Here is a 21596-nt window from a genome sequence, read left to right as displayed (position 1 = left end):
AATGTCAACAGACCCTAATAAAAAAGAAAACTCGACTGGTTAGAAAACAACCGTGCCTAGCATTATCTGTGTTTCAATCGTACAAATTTATTTCTGTTTACTTGTATCAGGTGCGTGCATTGCTGAATTAAGCAAATCTCGCTCCTTATTCATTTCCACCTGATAACAAACATCTTTACTTATACCTTTAGCTTCACATTTAGCCATTCTTTCATCAAGTGTTGGAAAAATCGCACAAGATGTAACTGTTAATGAAACAACAACTAGAGCAAAAAAATTAATATTCATTAAGCTACCTTTATTTAATTGATAATAATTAAGCTCAATTATGAAAAAAAATTAAGCATATATCCATACTAACTATATGGGTATTTTGTAATCATTAAAATAAGACATCTTCAATTCCTACAGGTGTAAAATATAAATTTTAAGTAGTTACAATTTTTAATAACTTAATTCAAGACCAATATCATTATTGAGTCAGTCATTATATGAAATTCGCCTTATTCTAAACGTAATAGAAAAGCCCTCACTTAGAGGGCTTTTCTATTTAATTCAAATCACTTCACATTGGGTGAAATCATTTGCTCTGGTCTTACCACCTCATCAAACTGCTCTGCGGTTACCAAATTAAGTTCTACAGCAACCTGCTTTAAAGTTTTATTTTCCTTATAAGCAGTTTTCGCTACTTTTGCCGCATTTTCATAACCAATTACAGGGTTTAAAGCCGTTACAAGCATTAAAGAATTATGTAAAAAATCATCAATTTTATCTTTGTTTGGCTCAATACCTACAGCACAATGATCATTAAAACTATTACACGCATCACCCAATAACTGAATTGATTGTAAAAGGTTAAATGCAATAACAGGCATAAATACGTTTAACTCAAAATTACCCGAAGCACCTGCAACATTAATGGTTGTATCATTACCCAAAACTTGAGCAACCACCATCGTCATCGCTTCACTTTGAGTTGGATTCACCTTACCTGGCATAATACTTGAACCAGGCTCATTTTCAGGAATACGAAGCTCACCAAAACCACAACGCGGACCACTTGCTAACCAACGAATATCATTGGCAATTTTATTTAAACTTACAGCCAAAGTTTTTAAAGCACCCGAAGCAAATACAGCGGCATCACGCCCTGCTAAAGCTTCAAATTTATTGGGCGCAGTCACAAAAGGTAAACCTGTTAAAGCTCCCAATTGATCTGCTGCTTTAACTGCATAATCTACATGTGCATTTAAACCTGTACCAACTGCTGTACCGCCTAAAGGTAATTCATATAAACCTGTTAAAGCTTGTTGTAAGCGTTTTAGCCCATGATCAAGTTGAGATACATATCCACTAAATTCCTGCCCCAAAGTTAAAGGCGTGGCATCTTGTAAATGCGTACGACCAATTTTCACAATATCTGAAAATTCTTTTGATTTTTGATCTAAAGTGTCACGTAAACGCGTAACCGCAGGAATTAAAAGCTCGTTAATTTGTAAACTTGCCGCCACATGAATAGCCGTTGGGAAAGAGTCATTTGTAGATTGCGCACGATTCACGTGATCATTAGGATGTACAGGCTTTTGCGCACCTAAAGGATTGCCCAATTTTTGATTGGCAATATTGGCAATAACTTCATTACAGTTCATATTACTTTGTGTACCTGAACCTGTTTGCCAAACCACTAAAGGAAATTGTGAATCCCACTTTCCTGCAATCACTTCATCCGCCGCACCCACAATATATTGTGCAAGTTCTTCAGGAATTTGATTAAGTTCTGCATTGGTGATTGCCGCTGCTTTTTTCACCAAACCCATGGCACGAATCATAGGACGTGGTAAACGCTCTTGACCAATTTTGAAATTCTGTAAGCTGCGTTGAGTTTGTGCCCCCCACATTGCTTCACTTGGAACTTCAACATCACCCATTGTGTCATGCTCAATACGTGTTTGCATTTACTACCCCTATATTCTTTTGTTTAATTGTTGCGTTGGCTACTTCAACAAATCTTGCTTACATTTGATCTTATTTAAAAAGCAACAAATTGTAAATGATAATTATTTACAATAACTCATTTATTAAGCATTTAACTGCTTTTGGAAAAATAGCCATTCATCTTCAATCATGTTTTGAATAGATTTTTGAGCTTGCCAGTTTAATATTCTTTTGGCTTTTTCAGAAGATGTTCCTATTTGAGATATCTCCTCACCATCATCTATATCAAGATCCACCGTTAGAATAGGCGTACCCGTAACCTTAGAAACATTATCTAAAAGCTGCTGAATTGAACTAAGTTCACCACCTACATTAAAAATTTCATAGACATTATTTTGATAATAAAGCCATTGCAAAGAAAGACTGACAATCGAGCACACATCCATCACATGTACAAAACTTCTTTCTACAGTTTGATCTTGAGTTTTGGCTTGTTTACGCAACTCAATATATTCGCGTTGTCCTGCTGCAACTTGCATTGCTAAAGGCAAAATATTTTTTGGAAATGGACGTATTAACTCACCTAAAACAGTATATTCAAAAGCCCCTGCTACATTACCCAACCGAAGATTGACAATTTTCCATTCAGGGTCTGTGATGTAAGTATCTTTTAGAATTTCCTCCGCCATTTGCTGAGATTTAACATAGGGATTATTAAAATGATAATTAAATGAATCTTCTTCTTTTAAGTCTAAACTAGATGTTCCATATACAGCCAAACTTGATAAATGAACCAAACTACGAACACCTGTACGCTGCATGGCGCGTAATAAGCTCATCATGCAACTTACATTGGCATTGTAATATTCAAGTGGTTTAAGTAAAGATTCTGTTAATGATTTAAAACCTGCTGCATGAACTACACTGTCTACGGCATATTGCTGAAAAACGCTCATTAAGGCAGGCGTGTTTCGTACATCAACTTTAGCAAAAGGAATGCTCATACCTGTAATCGATTCTAAGCGCTCTAAGTTACTCATATCGGTATTCGATAAATTATCGACAATAAGTACTTCTTGCCCTTGTGCCATTAGGCTTAAAGCAATATGAGAACCTATAAAGCCTAATCCACCTGTCACTAAAATCATTGTATACTACCTTTTTCTTATCAAGTCAGAATGTCTCCCTATCGTTGGAAACTGTTCATGTGTGAATTTCGATGAGTACTTTATTACTAATAACGTCTGCACCAACTTCTGTTCAAGCTTGGCATGCCTTAGGTTTAGCTCAAGCTTTACAAAGTAAAAATGAAGATTTTCGTGTTTTCTTCTATCAAGATGGCGTCTCTGTTGCCAATGAACTGCAATGGGTTCCAGATGACCAAAGAAACTTAAAAGCTGAATGGCAAAAGCTATCTATTCGTTTGCCTGTATGTGTCAGTGCTGCGCTTGCACGTGGAATTTGCGATGAAGAAAATGCAAAAAGACATCAACTTAGTCAGCACAATTTGGCACAAGGTTTCGAATTAGTAGGCTTAGGTGAGCTTGCCGATGCAGTTCAATCTACAGATCGTCTACTTCAATTCTAATCTTTTTTTAACCCAAACTTGTTGCATTTAAAAGGTAAATTGTGTGAAAAATGTACTCATAATTTTAACTCAAGCCAATTTAGCAAGCTCACAAACACATGAAAGTTTATCTGCAACAATGGTTCTAGCAACCTTTGGATGTGAAGTTAAAGTTGTTTTGCAAGATGCAGCGCTAAGCCTTCTTCAATCAGATTTACAGTTCGATCAACTAAAACATGTATTTAAAGTTGCATCTAATATGGTCGATAGTTTTGAGTTTTATGATTTAAGCCCTATTTTTGTAGAAAGTGAAAATCAGGATTCTTTTTTTGTAAAAAATAGCACTCAAAATATTGAATTTATTGAGCTAAATACTGAATATATTCAAAAATTTGATCATGTATTGTATTGGTGAAAAGGGACAATGTAATGACAAACAATACACTTTATTTAGTCCAATCAAGCTTCAATACAACCCCTGCCATGCTGAAAAAGCTTAAACAACTTTATGCTGAAAATGATGCTGTAGTTTTAATGGGTGAAGCTGTTTTACATCAAAATGCTGAATTTATTCAAAATTTAGATCATGTTTATGTTTTAGAAACTGAAGCTGAAAATTTAGCGCAAAGTGATTTAGCAAATATTCAAGTAATTTCATATGCACAATTTGCAGACGTGGTCTTAAATTTTAAGCGTAGTATTCGTTTACAATAACCCATCTATCACAATATTTTTTGACAAGTTTAAAGGCAATTTATGAGTTTAGAATTGGATCAAGATGGTCACTTAGTTGATTACACCATTTGGAATGAAGATGTTGCACAGGAACTTGCAAATTCACTAGATTTAGAACTCACAGCATGGCATTTTGAAATACTCAATGCGGTACGTCAGTTTTACGCACAATTTGGGCACTCTCCTGCAACACGCCCAATGATTAAGTTTTTAATGAAAACGGTTGGTCCCGAAACAGATAATGCGATGCTTCAGGACAAATTTAAAACAGGTTTAGTCGCGCGTCATTTAAGCCGTTTAGCAGGTATTCCAAAACCTGCAAATTGTTTATAAACAAAAAGTTTAAATTAAAAAAGCACCCAATTGGGTGCTTTTTATATGGCTTAGATTCAATACTTATCCAAAGAAACCAATGGAAAGTTGAATGACCACGGCATTTACGATATCAACAAAAAAAGCACCCGTGAGTGGAATCACCAAAAAGGCTCTATGCGATGGACCATAAGTATTGGTTACTGCTTGAATATTAGCAATTGCCGTTGGTGTTGCCCCTAAGTTCACACCACATTGCCCTGCGCAAAGTACCGCAGCATCGTAATTACTCCCCATCACCCTAAAGGTCACGAAGTAAAGATAGAGCGCCAATAAAATAGTCTGAGCAATAAGAATAATCACCAATGGACCTGCCAAATCTGCAAGCATCCAAAGCTGCAATGACATAAGAGCCATAGCTAAAAATAATGACAATGAACCGTTACCAAATACATCGATACAACGGTCAAACATCTCAATTTTGAAAATATGTTCAAAAATATTACGTAAAACCACACCGCACATTAAAGCCCAAACAAAGGTCGGAAGTTCAAACCATTGACCTTTTGCAAATGTAGCCATGAAATATGCAAAACAAATACAGGTCGCAAACATCCCCATTGTTTTCACTGCATCATCAGCAGTAATTAAACGTGTTTTTTCAGGATATTCGAATGGCGCTGTTTCAGATGCTGGTGGTGCTTCATTACGCCCTGTTTCAGAAACAATTTCTTCAGCAAGCTTGAAGCGACGAATCAGGAATTTTGCCACAGGCCCACCCATCATACCGCCAATGACTAAACCAAATGTTGCACTAGCCATACCTAAAACAACTGCGCCTTGTATGCCATGATCTTGCTCGAATACTGTTCCCCATGCACCTGCTGTACCATGTCCACCTGTTAAGGTTACCGAACCTGTAATTAAACCAATTAAAGGATCTAAGCCCAACATTTTGGCTAAACTAATACCCAATGCATTTTGCAGCAGTACAAAAATAACAACACAGACAAGAAAAACGACTAAGGTTTTTCCTCCCTCTTTTAATTTACCTAAACTCGCGCTCAAACCAACAGAGGTGAAAAACATCAGCATGAAGATTTGTTGAATTTGCGCATCAAAATTCACGGTAATATTAAATTGCTTAAATAAGATATAAGTCACTACAGCAGCGACCAAACCACCTGCAACTGGTTCTGGAATATTGTATTTCTTTAAAATGCTCAGTTTATGAACGCACACATACCCAATTAAAAGAACCAACACTGCAATGACAATCGTCATAAAGGCATCAAGTTGATAATCCATCTCATATCCTTCTTATATTTCCTATACTTATATACAAATAATGGATTTTTTTCTGCTTTAAAAATGTAACTTTCGATATAAAATTTAGTCAATTAATCTATTTTCTAATCATAAAGCATAAAAAAAGCACCGAATTCGGTGCTTTTTTTAGCTCAAATAACTTACTTTTTAGCAGGAACAGATGCTTCAGTCGTAATATTTACTGTGATCTTATCACCCACATTTGGCACATATGCACCTACACCAAATGCAGAACGATCGAACGATGTTGTTGCATTAAAGCCAATAGTTTCTAGCTTAGACATTGGATGTACAGCTTGTTTATTTAATACAGCATCTAGAACAACAGGCTTAGTCACATCTTTAATCGTTAAGTTACCTGTAATTTTGAAATTCTTTTTGTCTGTTGTTTCTACTTTTGTACTTTTAAAAGTAATGGTAGGATATTTTGCAGCATCAAAGAAATCTGCTGTTTTTAAATGATCATCTAAAGCTTTTACATTTGTATTTAAGCTAGCAAGTGGAATGGTCACATTTACAGATGATTTTTCTGGCTTCGCGTTATCGACATTAATTGTACCTTGAATGTCACTAAAGTTAGCAGATGGCGTAGAAAAACCAAAATGATTCCAATTAAATACAGTTGCTGTATGCGTTGGGTCAATTTGGTAAGCAACAGGTTTTGCCATTGAAAGTGTTGCAGCCGAAGCAAGTGCCAAACCTAAAGAAAGTGCTTTAAAATTCATTTTGTTAATCCCTCAATCGAATAATCATTAGTCTATAGATATTATTTACAAATACATTGATAAAGATAAAACGATTTGTTGCAACTATAGAACGATTAATCGTTGATTTTTTGTAAATAAATACCTGAATTCCATAATAAAAATATGTGATTATTACAACCCTTTATTTTCATGCGTTTCATGAAGCCATGCGTTATAAATACATTATTTTTTTATTAAACATTCAATATATAATTCACCTAATACTTACACAACTTCACGAAATACGCTCATTATCTTCTTTATCATTTACATATAAGTCAAATAAATATCAGGCGTATTATGAAGAAGTTTCTTAAATATCTAGTTATTCTGATCATTGTATTATTCATTATTGGGCTCATTTTCTTATTCAGACCTATTGCATCCAAATCTGTTAAATCTACAGCCAATGAAAAAGTTGTAGATGTTGTGCTTATTGGTGGCGGTATTATGAGCGCAACATTGGGTACTTACTTGAGTGAGCTTGAACCCGACTGGAATATTCAAATGTATGAACGTTTGGATGCAGTTGCTCAAGAAAGCTCAAAAGGTTTAAACAATGCAGGTACAGGTCACTCTGGTTTTATGGAGATGAACTATACTCCTGAAAAAGATGGCAAAATTGATATTAAAAAGGCAATTGATACAGCATCTCAATTTGAAGTGAGTAAGGAATTCTGGTCTTATCAAGTGAAAAATGGCGTACTTGGTCAACCAACAAGCTTTATTAATCCTGTTCCTCATATTGCTTTTGTGTGGGGCGATAGCGTTCCATATATGAAAAAACGCTATGAAGCGATGACTCAAAACCCAATGTTTGAAGGAATGAAATATTCAGATAATCCTGAAGAAATTAAGCAATGGGCGCCTTTGGTTATGCAAGGTCGTGATGCTTCACAAAAAGTTGCAGCAACACGCATGGATGTTGGTTCAGATGTGAACTATGGTTCTATTACGACTCAATTAGTGAATAACCTGAACAAACAGCCACAATTTAAACTTGAAACATCAACTGAAGTGACAGGTATTAGCCGTAACGATGACAATACTTGGACTGTTTCTGTTAAAAACTTGAAAACGAATACAACAAGTCATGTGAAATCTAAATTTGTATTTATTGGTGCAGGCGGTGCAGCAATTCGTTTGCTTCAAATGACAGGTTTAGAAGAAACTAAACAATATGCAGGCTTCCCTATTGGCGGTATTTTCTTAATGACCGACAACCCGAAAGTAACTGCAATGCACACAGCCAAAGTATATGGTAAGCCTGAATTGGGTGCGCCTCCTATGTCTGTTCCGCATATTGATACACGTTATATTGATGGTAAAAAATATGCGTTATTCGGTCCTTTTGCGACATATTCAAATAAGTTCTTAAAGCATGGTTCACAATTTGATTTAATGGATTCTGCGAATAAAAATAACGTGATTCCTATGGCAACCATTGGTTTAGAGAATTTAGATTTGGTTAAATATTTAATTAGCCAAGTTGCGATGTCTAAGGAAGATCAGTTTAACGAGCTTAAAAAGTATTATCCTGAAGCGAAAATTGAAGATTGGACATTAAACCAAGGTGGTCAGCGTGTTCAAATTATTAAGAAAGTGCCAGGTAAAGATGCAACATTGCAATTTGGTACTGAAATTTTTGCCTCTAAAGATGGTTCTGTAACAGCTTTATTGGGTGCTTCTCCGGGTGCTTCGACTTCTCCTTACATCATGTTAAGTTTGATGGAAAAGGCTTTCCCTGAACAAGTGAAAGGTAAATGGAATGGCAAGTTACATGAAATTGTTCGTTCTTATGGGCAAGATTTAAGTGCTAACCCTGCTCTTTTAGATCAAGTTCGTACTTATACAAGTTCAACTTTAGGTTTGAATTATACGCCTACGCGTCATGCGGCAAATGATTCTACTGCGGTTGTTCCTGCTGTTGCGAATGCGAAATAATTAATTTCCAATTCAACAAAAAAGATGAGCTTCGGCTCATCTTTTTTGTTGCTTTAAATAGTGTGATTATTCGATGTCATAGACCCACTTTTTGGCTTGTAGATCGGTTGTATCTTCACACACGTAGTAGTCATGATTCCATGAATCTGGATGGAAGATTTCAAGTTTTCGGTAAGTCACATTTTTAGACTTTTCGACACAGACAAAGCTGTCGCCTTGGTCTTTGACTTGGGTTCCATTGAGAAAACCACCAATACAGAGGAATCGAGATTGTTTTGCCATTGTTACATCAACTTGTTCAATCATTTTTCAATGTGAGGATTAAACGATTTATTAAGTGAGGTGTAAAGTACAAGGAATCCTTTATCACCCATATACCCACTTATATTAAGCTACTTCCCGTATATCAGCATACAACCTACTAATACTCTTATATAAATCAGCTAAATAATTAATAGACATATCGACAAGAGGCTCGAACATAAAAGAATTGATGTGAATATGTTCAGGTGTTATTAAATTAACTTTATTTATTGACTTTAATATCCTTTTATCCAATCCTTTATTTACACATAACTTATACAGTTGCGAAGTTTGATTTGTTTCAATGGAATTAACTTCTTCTGGATCAAGTTTTGAAAGCATAAACATTTCAGCTTTTAATCTGCAAGCAATTGCCAAAACTAATTTATCTTCTAAATCAATAGAATGCTCTGAAATATTATTTAGAATTAAATCACTTTCCTCAAAAACCATATCAAGATAATTCTTATCTTGAAAATCCAAAACAATATCAGATTTAGATCTCAATACTCTTATTAGATATTCGTGAATATCACATACTTTTATTTCACTTGTAGTAGACTTAATATGTAAACAGCTTGTTAAAAAAGTTTTACCTTCTTCATCAGATAAATAGTCAAATAGGTTTCGAATAAAAGGAATTAATCCTATAAAATTTTTACGAATTTTATATTTTTTTACGAAAACATTATTAAAGACATCTTTTGTATACTTACCTGCAAAAAGTTTAACTTTTCCTTCATTACATTTACTCGCCATAAATCCACGTTCTTGAATTAACAACCTACTATGTAATGTTCTGTAGAAATCAAAATTATGTGTAAGTATTAATGCATTAACGCTAGGATTTTCTAATAAATCCTTAATATATTCTATAATTGCATACTTATTTTTATAATCAAAAGAATCAGCAACATCATCAAAAATAAGCATAAGTTCTTGACCATCACTCAGACGAGACTCAATTTCAAACAAAAATTTCAAAATAAAATATGCTCTACTTTCCCCTCGGCTTAACAGATTCAGAAGGGTTGTTTCATTATTATCTTCTAACTTGCTTCCTTTATAAGTAAATGTCAATTTGGGTACTGCACTCTGAAGAATTATATCTGATTGATTTTCAAGACCAACTGTAAATGGAACGTAAAATCTTGAATTAAATAGCTCTATTGTTTCTTTCCATTTTTCAATTTCTGCATTTGCACTACTGATAATAGCTTTTAGTTCATTTTTTCTAATTTTATATAATTCTACTATTCGATTACTTTCATTTTTTATATCTGATATATAACTTAACCAGATATACTTCCTAAACCCCTCATAATTTTTTAATTCTATTAGCAAAGTTTGATCTTTTTCAATCACATTTTTAAAAGATCTCAATGCTGGATTTTTAGATAATGCATTATCAATTTTTGCAAACATTTTTAATAGTTTTTCATCTTTTAAAATTTGATCCATTTCATTTTTAATTAAAGTAGTGAAATCATCTTTTGAAGAAATAATTTCATCTGTACTTAAACTAATAGTATGACCTGCTTCAAAAAAAGAATTATCACTAACTGATTCAAGAAGACTATTGGCTTGCAAAGTACCAAAAGAATTATCTGATTTTCTAAAAAAATTAGATTTTGTAAGCAGTTCATTATAACGCTGAAAATAATCATCAAGTAGGGATTCATTGTCACTTATAAATACTTTTACCTTATTTGTCTTATCAAAAACATCATTATACTTAAAGTCATAGCTCTGATATTCCTTTCCTAAAAGAACGTCTATTCTCTCTAAATAATCAAAAATTGTTTCACCATCTTCAAATGCTGATTTCATCTCAGATTCACAATCAGTACTTCTAGACTGTTTTCTTAAAATAGTAATAAACCTATTTTTTTCTTCTGATAATTCATCATAAATTTCCTCATATCTCCTTTTTAGATCACTACTTGCTATAAATTTTGTTATCGATTTCACGGTATCTTTATTATTCGCATTTATAACTAATATGCTATTTTTATCAATAGGTTCATTATTTATTTGAATATCGACAACAGGAACTTTTTCTATAAACACTCTATCTTTTATCTCATTTTTTTTATCTGCTGACAAAAGCTCAAATACATTTGATAAGGACGTTTTCATTGTTCCATTAGGTGCATATATTAATTGAACATTTTTATCAGTTGAAAACTTAAAGTCATGTTTCAACTCCCCGATACCAAAACAATTTTCCAAATTTATTTTTAAAATTTTATTCATTTTTTATACTCAAAAAATAAGGGCTGATTAATCAGCCCTTATTTTTAACTCATATTACTTTAATTTTCAACAAATTAAGACAATTGAGCAGCAGCAATTTTCTTCGTATCAACATCTTTAGCAGCGTCTGTATAGTCGCCCATTTTGTCGAAGCTTAAATATTGGTAAATATCAGCAGACATGCTGTCAATTTGAGCAGCATATTCTTGATATTCAGCAGGTGTTGGTAATTTACCAAGTACCGCAGCAACAGAAGCAAGTTCAGCAGAAGCTAAGTAAACGTTAGCACCTTGACCTAAACGGTTCGGGAAGTTACGAGTAGAAGTCGAAACACAAGTTGTGTTCGGAGCTACACGTGCTTGGTTACCCATACATAATGAACAACCTGGCATTTCAGTACGCGCGCCAGCTTTACCATAAATGTTATAGAAACCTTCTTCCATCAATTGGTGTTCATCCATACGAGTTGGAGGAGCAATCCAAAGACGAGTATTCAACACGCCACCAGGAACTTTCTCAAGCAACTTACCAGTTGCACGGAAATGACCAATGTTTGTCATACATGAACCAACGAATACTTCGTCAATTTTCACGCCTTGAACGTCAGATAACAATTTCGCGTCATCTGGATCATTTGGACAGCAAAGAACAGGTTCAGTAATTGTAGCAAGGTCAATTTCATACACTTTAGTGTATTCAGCATCAGCATCAGCTTTAAGAAGTGATGGATTCGCTAACCATTTTTCCATGTTCTCAACACGACGAGCCATAGTACGCGCATCGCCATAACCTTCAGAAATCATCCACTTAAGCATAGTGATGTTTGAACGAAGGTATTCAGCAACTTTCTCTTCAGAAAGTGTGATAGAACAACCAGCAGCTGAACGTTCAGCAGAAGCATCAGAAAGTTCGAATGCTTGCTCAACAGTTAAGTCAGTTTCCATTTCTGTTAAGTCGATTTCTAGAATACGACCAGAGAAGATGTTTTTCTTACCTTTCTTCTCTACAGTTAAGTCACCTTGCTGAATCGCAACGTAAGGAATTGCATGTACTAGGTCACGTAGTGTGATACCAGGCTGCATTTTACCTTTGAACTTAACAAGAACAGATTCAGGCATGTCAAGTGGCATAACACCAGTTGCAGCAGCGAATGCTACAAGACCAGAACCCGCAGGGAATGAAATACCAATTGGGAAACGAGTATGCGAGTCACCACCAGTACCAACGGTATCTGGAAGAAGCATACGGTTTAACCAAGAGTGAATAATACCGTCACCTGGGCGTAAAGACACACCACCACGGTTCATGATGAAATCAGGAAGCGAGTGTTGCATTTGAACGTCAACTGGTTTTGGATAAGCAGCTGTATGACAGAAAGATTGCATAACAAGATCAGCAGAGAAGCCTAGGCAAGCCAAGTCTTTCAATTCGTCACGAGTCATAGGACCTGTAGTATCTTGCGAACCTACAGTTGTCATGCGTGGTTCGCAGTAAGTACCCGGAAGTACACCTTGACCTTCAGGAAGACCACAAGCGCGACCAACCATTTTCTGTGCTTGAGTAAAACCTTTGCCTGTAGCAGCAGGTTGAACAGGAACACGGAATAAAGTAGAAGGTGCAAGACCTAATTCTTCACGCGCTTTAGTTGTTAAACCACGACCAACGATTAAGTTGATACGACCACCCGCACGAACTTCATCAAGAAGAACTGGAGTTTTAAGTTCAGCTTCAGCAATTACCGCACCGTCTTTAGACGCAGAAACTTTTGCAGCAGCATGATCAATTTTAAGAACGATTTCATCGCCCATGTTCATGTTTGCAACATCAATTTCAATTGGTAACGCGCCTGCATCTTCCATAGTGTTAAAGAAGATTGGAGCGATTTTAGAACCTAGGCAGTAACCACCGTCTTTTTTGTTCGGGATGTGCGCAATGTCATCACCAAAGAACCAAAGAACAGAGTTAGTTGCAGATTTACGAGATGAACCTGTACCAACAACGTCACCAACGTAAGCAACTTGGTTGCCTTTCGCAACGAGTGCTTTGATTTGGTTTAATGGACCAACTTCACCTGGTTTTTCAGGGTTGATACCATCACGTTCGTTTTTCAACATTGCATTTGCATGTAATGGAATATCTGGACGGCTCCAAGCGTCTTGTGCAGGTGACAAGTCGTCTGTGTTAGTTTCGCCAGTTACTTTGAAAACTGTAAGTTTGATTTCTTCAGGAACGTCTTTACGGCTAGTGAACCATTCAGCATCAGCCCAAGATTGAAGAACTGCTTGAGCGTTTTTGTTACCCGCTTTTGCTTTATCTGCAACGTCATGGAACGCATCAAATACAAGAAGAGTTTTCTTCAATGCTTCAGCAGCTAATTCTGCAAGTTCTGCATCATCAAGAAGAGTTACTAAAGGCGCAACGTTATAACCACCAAGCATAGTACCTAGTAAGTAAACAGCGCGTTCTTTAGAAATTAAAGGAGATTTCGCTTCGCCCTTTGCCAATGCAGCCAAAAAAGCAGCTTTAACATAAGCAGCTTGGTCAACACCTGCAGGAATACGGTTTTCAAGCAAATCAACTAAAAATGCTTCTTCACCTGCTGGTGGATTTTTTACTAATTCAACTAATGCAGCTGTTTGAACATCATCAAGTGGCTTCGGTGGGACTCCGAGTGCGGCACGTTCTTCAACGTGTTGGCGGTAAGCTTCTAGCACGGTTTATTCCTCTTCTTTAAAAAATTATCTACAAATTCCAGCCATTCACAGGCTTCGTAAATAATATGGACGACTCGATTTTACTAAAATTCCAGTTAAAAGTTAATGCGCTACAAGTGTTTCTTCGTGATGCTCATTATTTATTAACTAAATGATGCTCATATTGATTATTCGATAAACGAATTGCGATAAATATGTACATCAAAGATATATGTTTAACACTTTTTAGTCAGAAATTAATCATTAAAAAGGCAACATGATGTTGCCCCTTTTGTAAAAAGAATCATATTCAACCTTAGTGTACAGTACTGGTTAAAATATATTGTTCTAAAGTTGCTCTACAACCTTCGAATTTAATCTGAATTTCATCTTCATGCATCATTTTATGCGCTGAACTTGCAAATGAAATTTTGACAGAAAAGAGTTTAGCTTGTTCATCTATAGCATTTTGAATATAGACTTTATCGCCTAAACTTAGCACGTAACTACTACCACAAATAATGGCAACGCCTTGCTCATCTTCTAAGAGCAAATCTGCATTGTGAAGATATTCAACCACTTCCATTCTGCGCTCCTTTTTTATTTGTTATTCACTCTAATATGACAAAAAAAGATAAGCTTTTCTATAAAATTAATTTAGATTTTGTAACTTAGAGCTTGCTTAGGCTATTTTATTATTTATATAAAAAAACCGTTCCTTAGAACGGTTTGTAATCTGGCATTTGATCATGCGGTGTCGCAATACATCTTTCTGTTACTTTTGCTTTAAGTTTATCACGTGAACCTTCAACATCATTTTTCATTTCTGCTACAGGTATTGCGTAAGCTTCATCAATAATTTTTAAAATAAAACCTTTGGTGGTTTCATCATCAATTTTATCTGCATGCTCAATTGCTTTGTCTTTTTCAATGCCGTTTTGACGGTCTAAAACAATAGAACGTGCTGCATTACCAACGCTTGTACAGTAACCGTGCCACTGCTCTTGCGGAGTTAAAGGTTTCTTTTCAGCACAGCCTGTTAATGCAACAAGAATGCTTAAAGCAAGTAACTTTTTCATTCAAAATCTCCTAATCCGCATATCATAATCAAATTTATGTGAAATAAGAAATTTCATGAGCTTTAAATACAAAAAAGCCCCAATTAGAGCTTTTTTAATACTTAAATTAACGTATTTAATCTTTTCACTGTTTACATTCACAATGGAATATTTACACGCTTGTTTTCAATAGATTTGAACAATTTAATCCAATATATAAACAACAAGCATAGAAAATACTAATTCGTGTTTGCTTCTGTTTTAAATAATGGATGTAACGCTCTATAAGCAGTTAAAAGCCTTTTTTCGGTATCTAGGAAGGCTTTATTTTCCTCAGTCCATGTTGATTTTCGCGTATCAAAATCTGAGTTTTTGAGAAACCAATCAGAAACAACGCCATAAATGAATGTGTTATCAGAAAATACAAATTTTGCTGTATTGCGAGCTTTAGCATTAAGAAAAATTTTATGAGTGGGTAAAGAGCCGAATACACCTAACTTTGTATACCGATACTCATACAAATCGACCATAAAAAAAGAATCCAATAACTAATTCTCTATAGTATCTTAATTCGCGAAATTAAACTTATTGGAGTCTTTTTAATACTGAAATAAATATCTTTAAAATTTTACCCGCACGATGCTGTTATAACTTTTTGAGTTATTGGATCAACCGTAACTGTAACACGATCTGAACGATAATCCATGGTGACAGGCTGACCTGGTTTTACAATACGAACTACTGAAGATTTGGTTTTTCCTTTAATTTGCTCTTCTGTTAAATTTTTAAGTCCAACCAGTTTTTTCGCTTCTTCAGATACGCATTCTGCTTGGCTTTTTCTAAAAAATTCCCACTCTTCAATTACTTGCCCGTTTGATAAATGGCAATAGCCAACTTGACCATTCGCTTCATTTTTTATAGACAGTTTCCCGCCTTGCTGTACACAATACTGACTAGCAGGATTAGGCATACCTAACTTAGGTGTGGTGTCTTGTTGAGTTTGTGCCGTTGAACATGCGGTAAGAGATGCAAATAATGCACCGATTAATAATGTTTTTTTCATGGCTTATTATCTACTCGTTAAAACTAAAATTTATCAGATTCCAAATATTTATGTACTGATTATTTGCAATTATTACAGTAAATATTTTTCCCATTATCTCAATATACGACTAAAGTAAATTTATAAATAATCTTAATTACAGTCGGCAAACTTTACTTTTTTAGATTTAGCTATAAAAAGGAATCAGGGAATTCTTTGAGATTTAAAAACCAAATCCAATTAAAGATCATGGCTCTTATGGACTTTTGAAGTGCTATGATGAAATTTTAACACGTCTCATTTCAACCATTAATCTATGAAGTAAAAACACATTATCTTTATTTTTAAAATAAAAACCATGCGTATCATCCTTTATATTTTGAAAAGTAACTCTTAAGTTAGGCTTCACCACTTCACGTAATTTTTTAATATTAGGAGCGTCCAATTGATTATCTCCGTACGCACAAAACCATTGCACATTTACATTCTGCATTAATGTAATTTTATCATTAATATTAACCCAATTTTTTTCTACTTTTCTTAAAGTATTTTGTAAATCAGACCATGCATTATCAAAACTACTTTTGAAATCAATCTGCGGGTTACTAACAATAGCATTTGTATTGAGTTCTAGACTGTGAAAAAGTGCTCCGTACCCAGACATAGAACTTCCAAATAAAGTTATATTTTCACACCCATATTTTTTTACAAATTTTTGTAAAAGTCTTTGGTATGATGCACCTTGATCCTCCTCAAGATAGTACGAGTTGATCGGATCAGTAATGAAAAGTAAACTGCATTCGCAACTCTCACATAATCCACGAAGCATATAATAGTTTTCACCAAAATTATGTGTACTCATGGCAACTATTAAAGTTCGATTAACTTCATTTGCTATATAAACATATTTTTTATTTTCAAATTCTCGCTCATGCCTTTTAACTAAATAATCAAGATCCATATTACACCGTGTACTTTTTCAAAATACCAATATCCACTGTATGTAGAATTACAATACAGTTAATGTGAAAATATTGCTTACATCTATATTTTAAATCTGAAATCACCAACGGGTTAAACGCAAATAACACACACTCAGACTTCAAATAAAAATAGATTTTTACAATCAATCATGTTTTTTTAAAATTAGAATCGCCAGTTATAGAAGAAATCGATTGCACGTTCTAATGACTGGCTTGCTTCCATATATAACCGTTGGTTCATTTGATAACGAAGTGTTAGTTTATTTACAGGTGTAAACACACCTACACCATAACGAATAAATAAATCTGGTGTAATGTAGCCCGTTAAGCTCACTTGCGTATCATCACCTGTACCTTGCGCATCTAAAGCCAAACCACTTAAACCTAACGTTCGACCAATTTGATTGGTCAGTGCACGTGTTCCACCCAAGCCCATACTAATACCTGCTGCTGCAATTGTATTATTTACATCAGACTTAAAGCCTTCTGTTTGGCTTAAACCACTTGCACCTTCATTAATACGACCTGTAATAATCGCATTTAATGCTTCTTGCTCAGATAGACCTGCATCGTTATACACTTGAATACTTGGGCTTGTTGCTGTTCCCGTAACCCGAATACCAACCAAACTTCCTTGAATATTTTTATTGGTATCTACATCTAACGTTGGATTAGACAATGCACCATTAAAACGAGCAATCGCACGGTTTAAATCTAAACTTTGTCCATAGGCTTCAATTTTAACGCGCTTACTCACACCAATTGCGCCATTAGCACGCATTGCCGTTTCAGAGCCACGTTGCGTTAAATACAATCGACCCACCAACGGAATACGGCTATCAAAGCCTTGGAAAACCACTTGATTCCCTAAACTCACATCTAAGTCAGCATTAATATCCCAAGGTTTTGCCGCTTTTAAAATGGCAAGTTGATCTTGCCCTTCATGCACAATGCGAACATCTGAAGATACATTCACAACACTTGCTGTAGATTCAGGCATAGAAATAAGTGCACGTGGTACATCAACTTTACCTTTCACAGACAACTTGCTGAGGAATGGATAAGCTTGCACAGAAACATCTGTATTCACAATTGCCGTAATTAATGGCGCTTGGCGAACCAGTAAATTATCACCTTTTAGATTCAAATTAATACGAGGCTCACCTTTCCAATCGAACTCACCCGTTAATCTGCCTACACCACGCCCACTATTAAATGCGCCATTAATTGCGGCATTATCTTGTCGAATAGATGAATACAACTGAATATTGGTCAAATTCACAGGCAATGAAATCATACTAATTACGCCATCTTTCAAACGCATTTCACCTGTTAATAATGGCTTAGAAAGTGAACCACTGACTTTTCCTGCAAATGACAAACTACCATCTAAACGGCGCACATCGGCAATAAATGGTTTTAACACCTTTAACTGTAATTCGTTAAATGCAATATCACCACGCATGGCTTTATTGGCAGAATATGGGTCGATCACAACATTGGCATAACCTGTACCAATTGCAGGCGTTTTCACATCTAAACGAAGCTGCAAACCTTGAGCTACGCTTTTCGCAATCAGAGAAATTTGGTCATATCTTAAGTTTGAACCAATTTCTTGAGGGTCATCACCTGTAATACCAATAATACCGTTACGTGTTAAAAGTTTTACATCAATTTTAGGTTTTTGATTTTGCGCCCAAGATGCTTTTGCATATCCATTGACCTTACCTGTAATTGCTAAGCCATCAGGCATAAATGCAGCAAAATCATTTAAGTCTAGGTTTTGGGTAACAAAGGAAACGTTACCTTTCGTTTTACTTGTACGAATAGGCTGATCGAAACATAATTGGCTTTGCTGACTCACCCAACAATGTGCACCAATAAAGAGTTCACTATTTTTAGAATGATAAATAACCGATGCATTTTCTTTTTGCACTAAGCGTGTTCTGAGCGAATCAAAATCACCTTTTTGAATTTGACCAAACCAATCATTATTCGCATTAAAACCACCGGCCAATTGCACATAGAACTGACTCAGTTTATTTTCCGCTTTCACTTTTAGAATATGTGCTTTACGTGTACCCGCAACAGAAACTTCACCTTGTTGAATTTCACGATCACCACTGCGCAATGAATTCAATTTCGCAGTTAAAATGGTTGGCGTGGTATCCGACGTTGGTAATTCACCTTGAATACGTAATTGCTTAACACTGAATAAATTATTAAAACTAAAACCATCTACAGCTAAATTCGCAGTTGCTTTTAATCTTGGCTGAGCTTGAACATTTAAATAGCCATAAGCCTTACCACGCAAACCACTATAAATTTCATAGAGCGCAGGTGCATTAATCTTAATTTTTAAGTTTTGTGCATTACCTGTCGCTTGAATTTGGTTTTGTGCATACGATAAAAATAGATCATTCGCTTCAAATTGCTGAGGCAATAAACCCTTTTGTTGGGAACTAAGCACCATCGCCAAATTACCCGTACCACGAATAGGCTTGTTGTTAATCCGACCTGCTAAGTTTAAACGCGATATATTAATACGTTTAATTTTATCTGACCAAAGCCCTTGAGTTTTAACAACACCTGAAACTTCACCTTGTACACTCGATACAAAATATTGTGGTTTAAAGCGAATAAGTGATGCGTTAACATCCCAACCAATGCCATGCGTTAAGTTCACAATACCATCAGCAGCGATTTGTCCTGCAACACCATTATGACTAAATTGATTAATCTTAATATATTGTGATGTGCCTGAAATTTTCGCTTTTAAATGACCTTCGCTACCTTCAATGCTACTGGCATTCAATGCACCATCATAATCTACAGCAAAGCTTTTAAAAGCACCGCCATGCTTTTCATCATGGAATAAAACTGCAGCTGTACTTTTACCCGTTAAACGAATCGTTTCGTTTTGATCTGCTAAACGACCCGTTAAATTAATTGGGTTTAAATGAATAATCTGTTGATTTGGCTTTGCATAGCCATTGGCTTTTACACGACCATTCAATAAATTAATTGGCGCAGCACTTGTCACCGTTTGCGGATTGAAATTATTTGCATCAAGTAATGCATTCCATTTAAGTTGACGCTTATCTGTTGGAAGTTCAACAAAAGCACTGCCTTTCAAACCACCTTGACCTGCACTAAAACTAAAACTTGGAACATTTAAATTATTATTTTTAATATTTAACTGCGCTACATATTGCCCCGCAGGTAATGATGATTTTTCATGTTGTTTTACCACTGTTGCAACATGAATATTTTGCTGATCTTCAATTAAAGTCAGATTTACATCACCTGAATCGCTTTTTAACCAACCAATGTACGGCATTTCACGATCTAAACCCTTCCATGCCACATTCATTAACATTGGTTCAGGTTTTTTGCTTTTTTCTTCTTTTTGATCGAGCTTTAAATTCCATGTTTCATATTTATCGAAGTCGACATTAGCCGTTAAATGCAAACCATCTTCCAATAAACCTGTAGATGCTAAATTGGCATCTAATGATGGTGGTAAGAAATCTCGCACCACTTGAGGAATAATTTTATCTGTTGGTTTAATTTTATCTAAGCGACCTTTCATATCCCAAGTCACATGATCTTTCCAACTAACAACACCTGCAACATTTACGGCACCATCTAGAATTTGTCCATTTAGATTTTCAATATCTAACTGATTAACTAAATCTGTATGCATTGATGCGGTATAACGACCTTCGGGAATATCTTGACCACTTAAATCTGTATTTAAATCGATATTTAAACGTTCAATATCACCATAGTATTTTGCTGTCCCTTTTTTTGCAAAAAGCTTTTGATCTGTGAGTAATGGAAGATGGTAATTTCTGAATTTTACTTCACCTTTCATTGGAACATGGTCACGAAGTGGATGTACAACTCCCCAACCTGTGAGTAAATCTGGCGTATTGGTTGCAAAACCTGCTTCAATGGTTTCTAAAGTACCATTAGCAACAACATGAATACCGTGAATATTCAAACTATCATTAAGTGACGGAATATTGACATCAGCTGTTGCTTTAATTGGATATTTACCTTGATCAAAGGTCATACCACCATTGGCATTTTTAACATTTAAATATCCCATATCCATACGAGTATTTTTAAATGTAAGTTTGGTATCCTTCCACAATGCCTTTTCTAGATGAATATCAAAAAAATCGACCTGTGTTGTACCTGTATGAATTTCTAATTTATCAACATCAGCTTTATCTACACGTAAAACAAATGGTAGTCGAATTTCGTTATATTTGAATGGTTCATCCGAAGATGGACCCTTTGTGGTAATTTGCAGATTTTGAACATCGGCATGCGTTAAATGAATTTCTTTATTTACAATTGCGCGCCAACCTAAAGACACATCGGCACGATCAATTTTCACATCAACAGATTCTAAAGTCACAAGCACATTTTTTAGAATAATGCCGTTAAGTAAGTTTCCATCTTCATATTCATAGTGAATAATTTTCTGGCTTTGTAGCACACTATCGAGTAGAAATTTACTCCCCCGATCTGTAGAAAACATAACTGCTAAAGCAGCAACAATAAATAGAATCACAAAAAGAAGTGACTTCAGTACACTTCTTATAATTTTCCGCTGTTTAGGCAAAGGTGTTGGTAATTCTGGTTGCTGTTCCACTTCAGCCATAAATCTTCTCTAGTATTA

The 21596-nt window shown here is 35.2% G+C and carries 19 protein-coding genes; 5 read left to right on the top strand and 14 right to left on the bottom strand.

Features of this window, described 5'->3' with window-relative positions; translation table 11 throughout:
- Window positions 1-87: 87 nt before the first annotated feature.
- From A6M14_RS08805 to A6M14_RS08795, 3 genes are all read right to left on the bottom strand, one after another.
- Entirely contained in the window at window positions 88-288 is a 201-nt protein-coding gene (locus A6M14_RS08805) for a hypothetical protein (RefSeq protein ID WP_152874585.1), read from the bottom strand.
- 272 nt (window positions 289-560) lie between these two features.
- Window positions 561-1955 carry a class II fumarate hydratase gene (gene fumC, locus A6M14_RS08800; protein ID WP_152874584.1) on the bottom strand — a complete coding sequence of 465 codons (1395 nt, stop codon included), beginning with the start codon at window positions 1953-1955 and terminating at the stop codon, window positions 561-563.
- A 123-nt stretch (window positions 1956-2078) separates the two neighbouring features.
- Entirely contained in the window at window positions 2079-3083 is a 1005-nt protein-coding gene (locus A6M14_RS08795; protein WP_152874583.1) for an SDR family NAD(P)-dependent oxidoreductase, read from the bottom strand.
- A 71-nt stretch (window positions 3084-3154) separates the two neighbouring features.
- Between A6M14_RS08795 and tusD the strand changes: the two genes are divergently transcribed.
- Genes tusD through A6M14_RS08775 form a run of 4 tightly spaced genes read left to right on the top strand, consistent with a single transcriptional unit; the run spans window position 3155 to window position 4570 of the window.
- A complete protein-coding gene (tusD, locus tag A6M14_RS08790) occupies window positions 3155-3523 on the top strand; it encodes a sulfurtransferase complex subunit TusD (protein WP_152874582.1) in 369 nt (122 codons plus the stop codon).
- Between the two features lie 43 nt (window positions 3524-3566).
- Window positions 3567-3917: a hypothetical protein gene (locus A6M14_RS08785; protein WP_163123864.1), complete on the top strand. Its 351-nt coding sequence runs from the start codon at window positions 3567-3569 to the stop codon at window positions 3915-3917.
- A gap of 14 nt (window positions 3918-3931) precedes the next feature.
- Entirely contained in the window at window positions 3932-4216 is a 285-nt protein-coding gene (locus tag A6M14_RS08780; RefSeq protein WP_152874581.1) for a DsrH/TusB family sulfur metabolism protein, read from the top strand.
- 42 nt (window positions 4217-4258) lie between these two features.
- Window positions 4259-4570, top strand: coding sequence for a TusE/DsrC/DsvC family sulfur relay protein (locus A6M14_RS08775; RefSeq protein WP_152874580.1), 312 nt, complete (start codon window positions 4259-4261; stop codon window positions 4568-4570).
- A gap of 63 nt (window positions 4571-4633) precedes the next feature.
- On the opposite strand, the gene gltS is transcribed toward A6M14_RS08775, so the two are convergent.
- Both gltS and A6M14_RS08765 read right to left on the bottom strand, forming a co-directional pair.
- Window positions 4634-5857 carry a sodium/glutamate symporter gene (gltS, locus tag A6M14_RS08770; RefSeq protein WP_152874579.1) on the bottom strand — a complete coding sequence of 408 codons (1224 nt, stop codon included), beginning with the start codon at window positions 5855-5857 and terminating at the stop codon, window positions 4634-4636.
- A 161-nt stretch (window positions 5858-6018) separates the two neighbouring features.
- Window positions 6019-6603, bottom strand: a complete 585-nt coding sequence (locus A6M14_RS08765; protein ID WP_152874578.1) for a YceI family protein — start codon at window positions 6601-6603, stop codon at window positions 6019-6021.
- A gap of 321 nt (window positions 6604-6924) precedes the next feature.
- Here A6M14_RS08765 and mqo point away from each other — a divergent pair, with 321 nt between their 5' ends.
- Window positions 6925-8568, top strand: coding sequence for a malate dehydrogenase (quinone) (gene mqo / locus A6M14_RS08760; protein ID WP_152874577.1), 1644 nt, complete (start codon window positions 6925-6927; stop codon window positions 8566-8568).
- A 66-nt stretch (window positions 8569-8634) separates the two neighbouring features.
- Here the strand turns inward: mqo and A6M14_RS08755 are convergent, their stop codons facing one another.
- The 9 genes from A6M14_RS08755 to A6M14_RS08715 all read right to left on the bottom strand — a co-directional run bounded on the left by A6M14_RS08755 (window position 8635) and on the right by A6M14_RS08715 (window position 21578).
- The gene (locus A6M14_RS08755) at window positions 8635-8850 is read right to left on the bottom strand and encodes a hypothetical protein (RefSeq protein WP_152874589.1); all 216 of its coding nucleotides are present in this window, start codon (window positions 8848-8850) and stop codon (window positions 8635-8637) included.
- A 105-nt stretch (window positions 8851-8955) separates the two neighbouring features.
- Window positions 8956-11127, bottom strand: a complete 2172-nt coding sequence (locus tag A6M14_RS08750; protein ID WP_152874576.1) for an ATP-binding protein — start codon at window positions 11125-11127, stop codon at window positions 8956-8958.
- Window positions 11128-11201: 74 nt separating this feature from the next.
- Window positions 11202-13841: a bifunctional aconitate hydratase 2/2-methylisocitrate dehydratase gene (locus tag A6M14_RS08745; RefSeq protein ID WP_163123862.1), complete on the bottom strand. Its 2640-nt coding sequence runs from the start codon at window positions 13839-13841 to the stop codon at window positions 11202-11204.
- Window positions 13842-14136: 295 nt separating this feature from the next.
- Window positions 14137-14406, bottom strand: a complete 270-nt coding sequence (locus A6M14_RS08740) for a hypothetical protein (protein ID WP_152874575.1) — start codon at window positions 14404-14406, stop codon at window positions 14137-14139.
- Between the two features lie 133 nt (window positions 14407-14539).
- Complete coding sequence (locus A6M14_RS08735) at window positions 14540-14899, bottom strand: hypothetical protein (protein ID WP_152874574.1); 360 nt, start codon at window positions 14897-14899, stop codon at window positions 14540-14542.
- Between the two features lie 218 nt (window positions 14900-15117).
- Entirely contained in the window at window positions 15118-15408 is a 291-nt protein-coding gene (locus A6M14_RS08730) for a hypothetical protein (protein WP_152874573.1), read from the bottom strand.
- A 98-nt stretch (window positions 15409-15506) separates the two neighbouring features.
- Window positions 15507-15941 carry an I78 family peptidase inhibitor gene (locus tag A6M14_RS08725; protein WP_152874572.1) on the bottom strand — a complete coding sequence of 145 codons (435 nt, stop codon included), beginning with the start codon at window positions 15939-15941 and terminating at the stop codon, window positions 15507-15509.
- Between the two features lie 253 nt (window positions 15942-16194).
- Window positions 16195-16881: a YqiA/YcfP family alpha/beta fold hydrolase gene (locus A6M14_RS08720; RefSeq protein ID WP_152874571.1), complete on the bottom strand. Its 687-nt coding sequence runs from the start codon at window positions 16879-16881 to the stop codon at window positions 16195-16197.
- A 185-nt stretch (window positions 16882-17066) separates the two neighbouring features.
- Complete coding sequence (locus tag A6M14_RS08715; RefSeq protein ID WP_152874570.1) at window positions 17067-21578, bottom strand: translocation/assembly module TamB domain-containing protein; 4512 nt, start codon at window positions 21576-21578, stop codon at window positions 17067-17069.
- Between the last annotated feature and the right edge of the window lie 18 nt (window positions 21579-21596).

Source organism: Acinetobacter portensis (genome assembly GCF_009372215.1).
In the GTDB taxonomy this organism is placed as follows: Bacteria; Pseudomonadota; Gammaproteobacteria; order Pseudomonadales; family Moraxellaceae; genus Acinetobacter; species Acinetobacter portensis.
The sequence above is the reverse complement of the archived record's forward strand: the minus strand, read 5'-3'. Positions and strand labels throughout refer to the sequence as shown.

What these genes read in the sequence shown, in the direction of transcription:
- A6M14_RS08805 (WP_152874585.1), bottom strand. Translation starts at nt 288, where the DNA reads ATGAATATTAATTTTTTTGCTCTAGTTGTTGTTTCATTAACAGTTACA.
- fumC (WP_152874584.1), bottom strand. Translation starts at nt 1,955, where the DNA reads ATGCAAACACGTATTGAGCATGACACAATGGGTGATGTTGAAGTTCCA.
- A6M14_RS08795 (WP_152874583.1), bottom strand. Translation starts at nt 3,083, where the DNA reads ATGATTTTAGTGACAGGTGGATTAGGCTTTATAGGTTCTCATATTGCT.
- tusD (WP_152874582.1), top strand. Translation starts at nt 3,155, where the DNA reads ATGAGTACTTTATTACTAATAACGTCTGCACCAACTTCTGTTCAAGCT.
- A6M14_RS08780 (WP_152874581.1), top strand. Translation starts at nt 3,932, where the DNA reads ATGACAAACAATACACTTTATTTAGTCCAATCAAGCTTCAATACAACC.
- A6M14_RS08775 (WP_152874580.1), top strand. Translation starts at nt 4,259, where the DNA reads ATGAGTTTAGAATTGGATCAAGATGGTCACTTAGTTGATTACACCATT.
- gltS (WP_152874579.1), bottom strand. Translation starts at nt 5,857, where the DNA reads ATGGATTATCAACTTGATGCCTTTATGACGATTGTCATTGCAGTGTTG.
- A6M14_RS08765 (WP_152874578.1), bottom strand. Translation starts at nt 6,603, where the DNA reads ATGAATTTTAAAGCACTTTCTTTAGGTTTGGCACTTGCTTCGGCTGCA.
- mqo (WP_152874577.1), top strand. Translation starts at nt 6,925, where the DNA reads ATGAAGAAGTTTCTTAAATATCTAGTTATTCTGATCATTGTATTATTC.
- A6M14_RS08755 (WP_152874589.1), bottom strand. Translation starts at nt 8,850, where the DNA reads ATGGCAAAACAATCTCGATTCCTCTGTATTGGTGGTTTTCTCAATGGA.
- A6M14_RS08750 (WP_152874576.1), bottom strand. Translation starts at nt 11,127, where the DNA reads ATGAATAAAATTTTAAAAATAAATTTGGAAAATTGTTTTGGTATCGGG.
- A6M14_RS08740 (WP_152874575.1), bottom strand. Translation starts at nt 14,406, where the DNA reads ATGGAAGTGGTTGAATATCTTCACAATGCAGATTTGCTCTTAGAAGAT.
- A6M14_RS08735 (WP_152874574.1), bottom strand. Translation starts at nt 14,899, where the DNA reads ATGAAAAAGTTACTTGCTTTAAGCATTCTTGTTGCATTAACAGGCTGT.
- A6M14_RS08730 (WP_152874573.1), bottom strand. Translation starts at nt 15,408, where the DNA reads ATGGTCGATTTGTATGAGTATCGGTATACAAAGTTAGGTGTATTCGGC.
- A6M14_RS08725 (WP_152874572.1), bottom strand. Translation starts at nt 15,941, where the DNA reads ATGAAAAAAACATTATTAATCGGTGCATTATTTGCATCTCTTACCGCA.
- A6M14_RS08720 (WP_152874571.1), bottom strand. Translation starts at nt 16,881, where the DNA reads ATGGATCTTGATTATTTAGTTAAAAGGCATGAGCGAGAATTTGAAAAT.
- A6M14_RS08715 (WP_152874570.1), bottom strand. Translation starts at nt 21,578, where the DNA reads ATGGCTGAAGTGGAACAGCAACCAGAATTACCAACACCTTTGCCTAAA.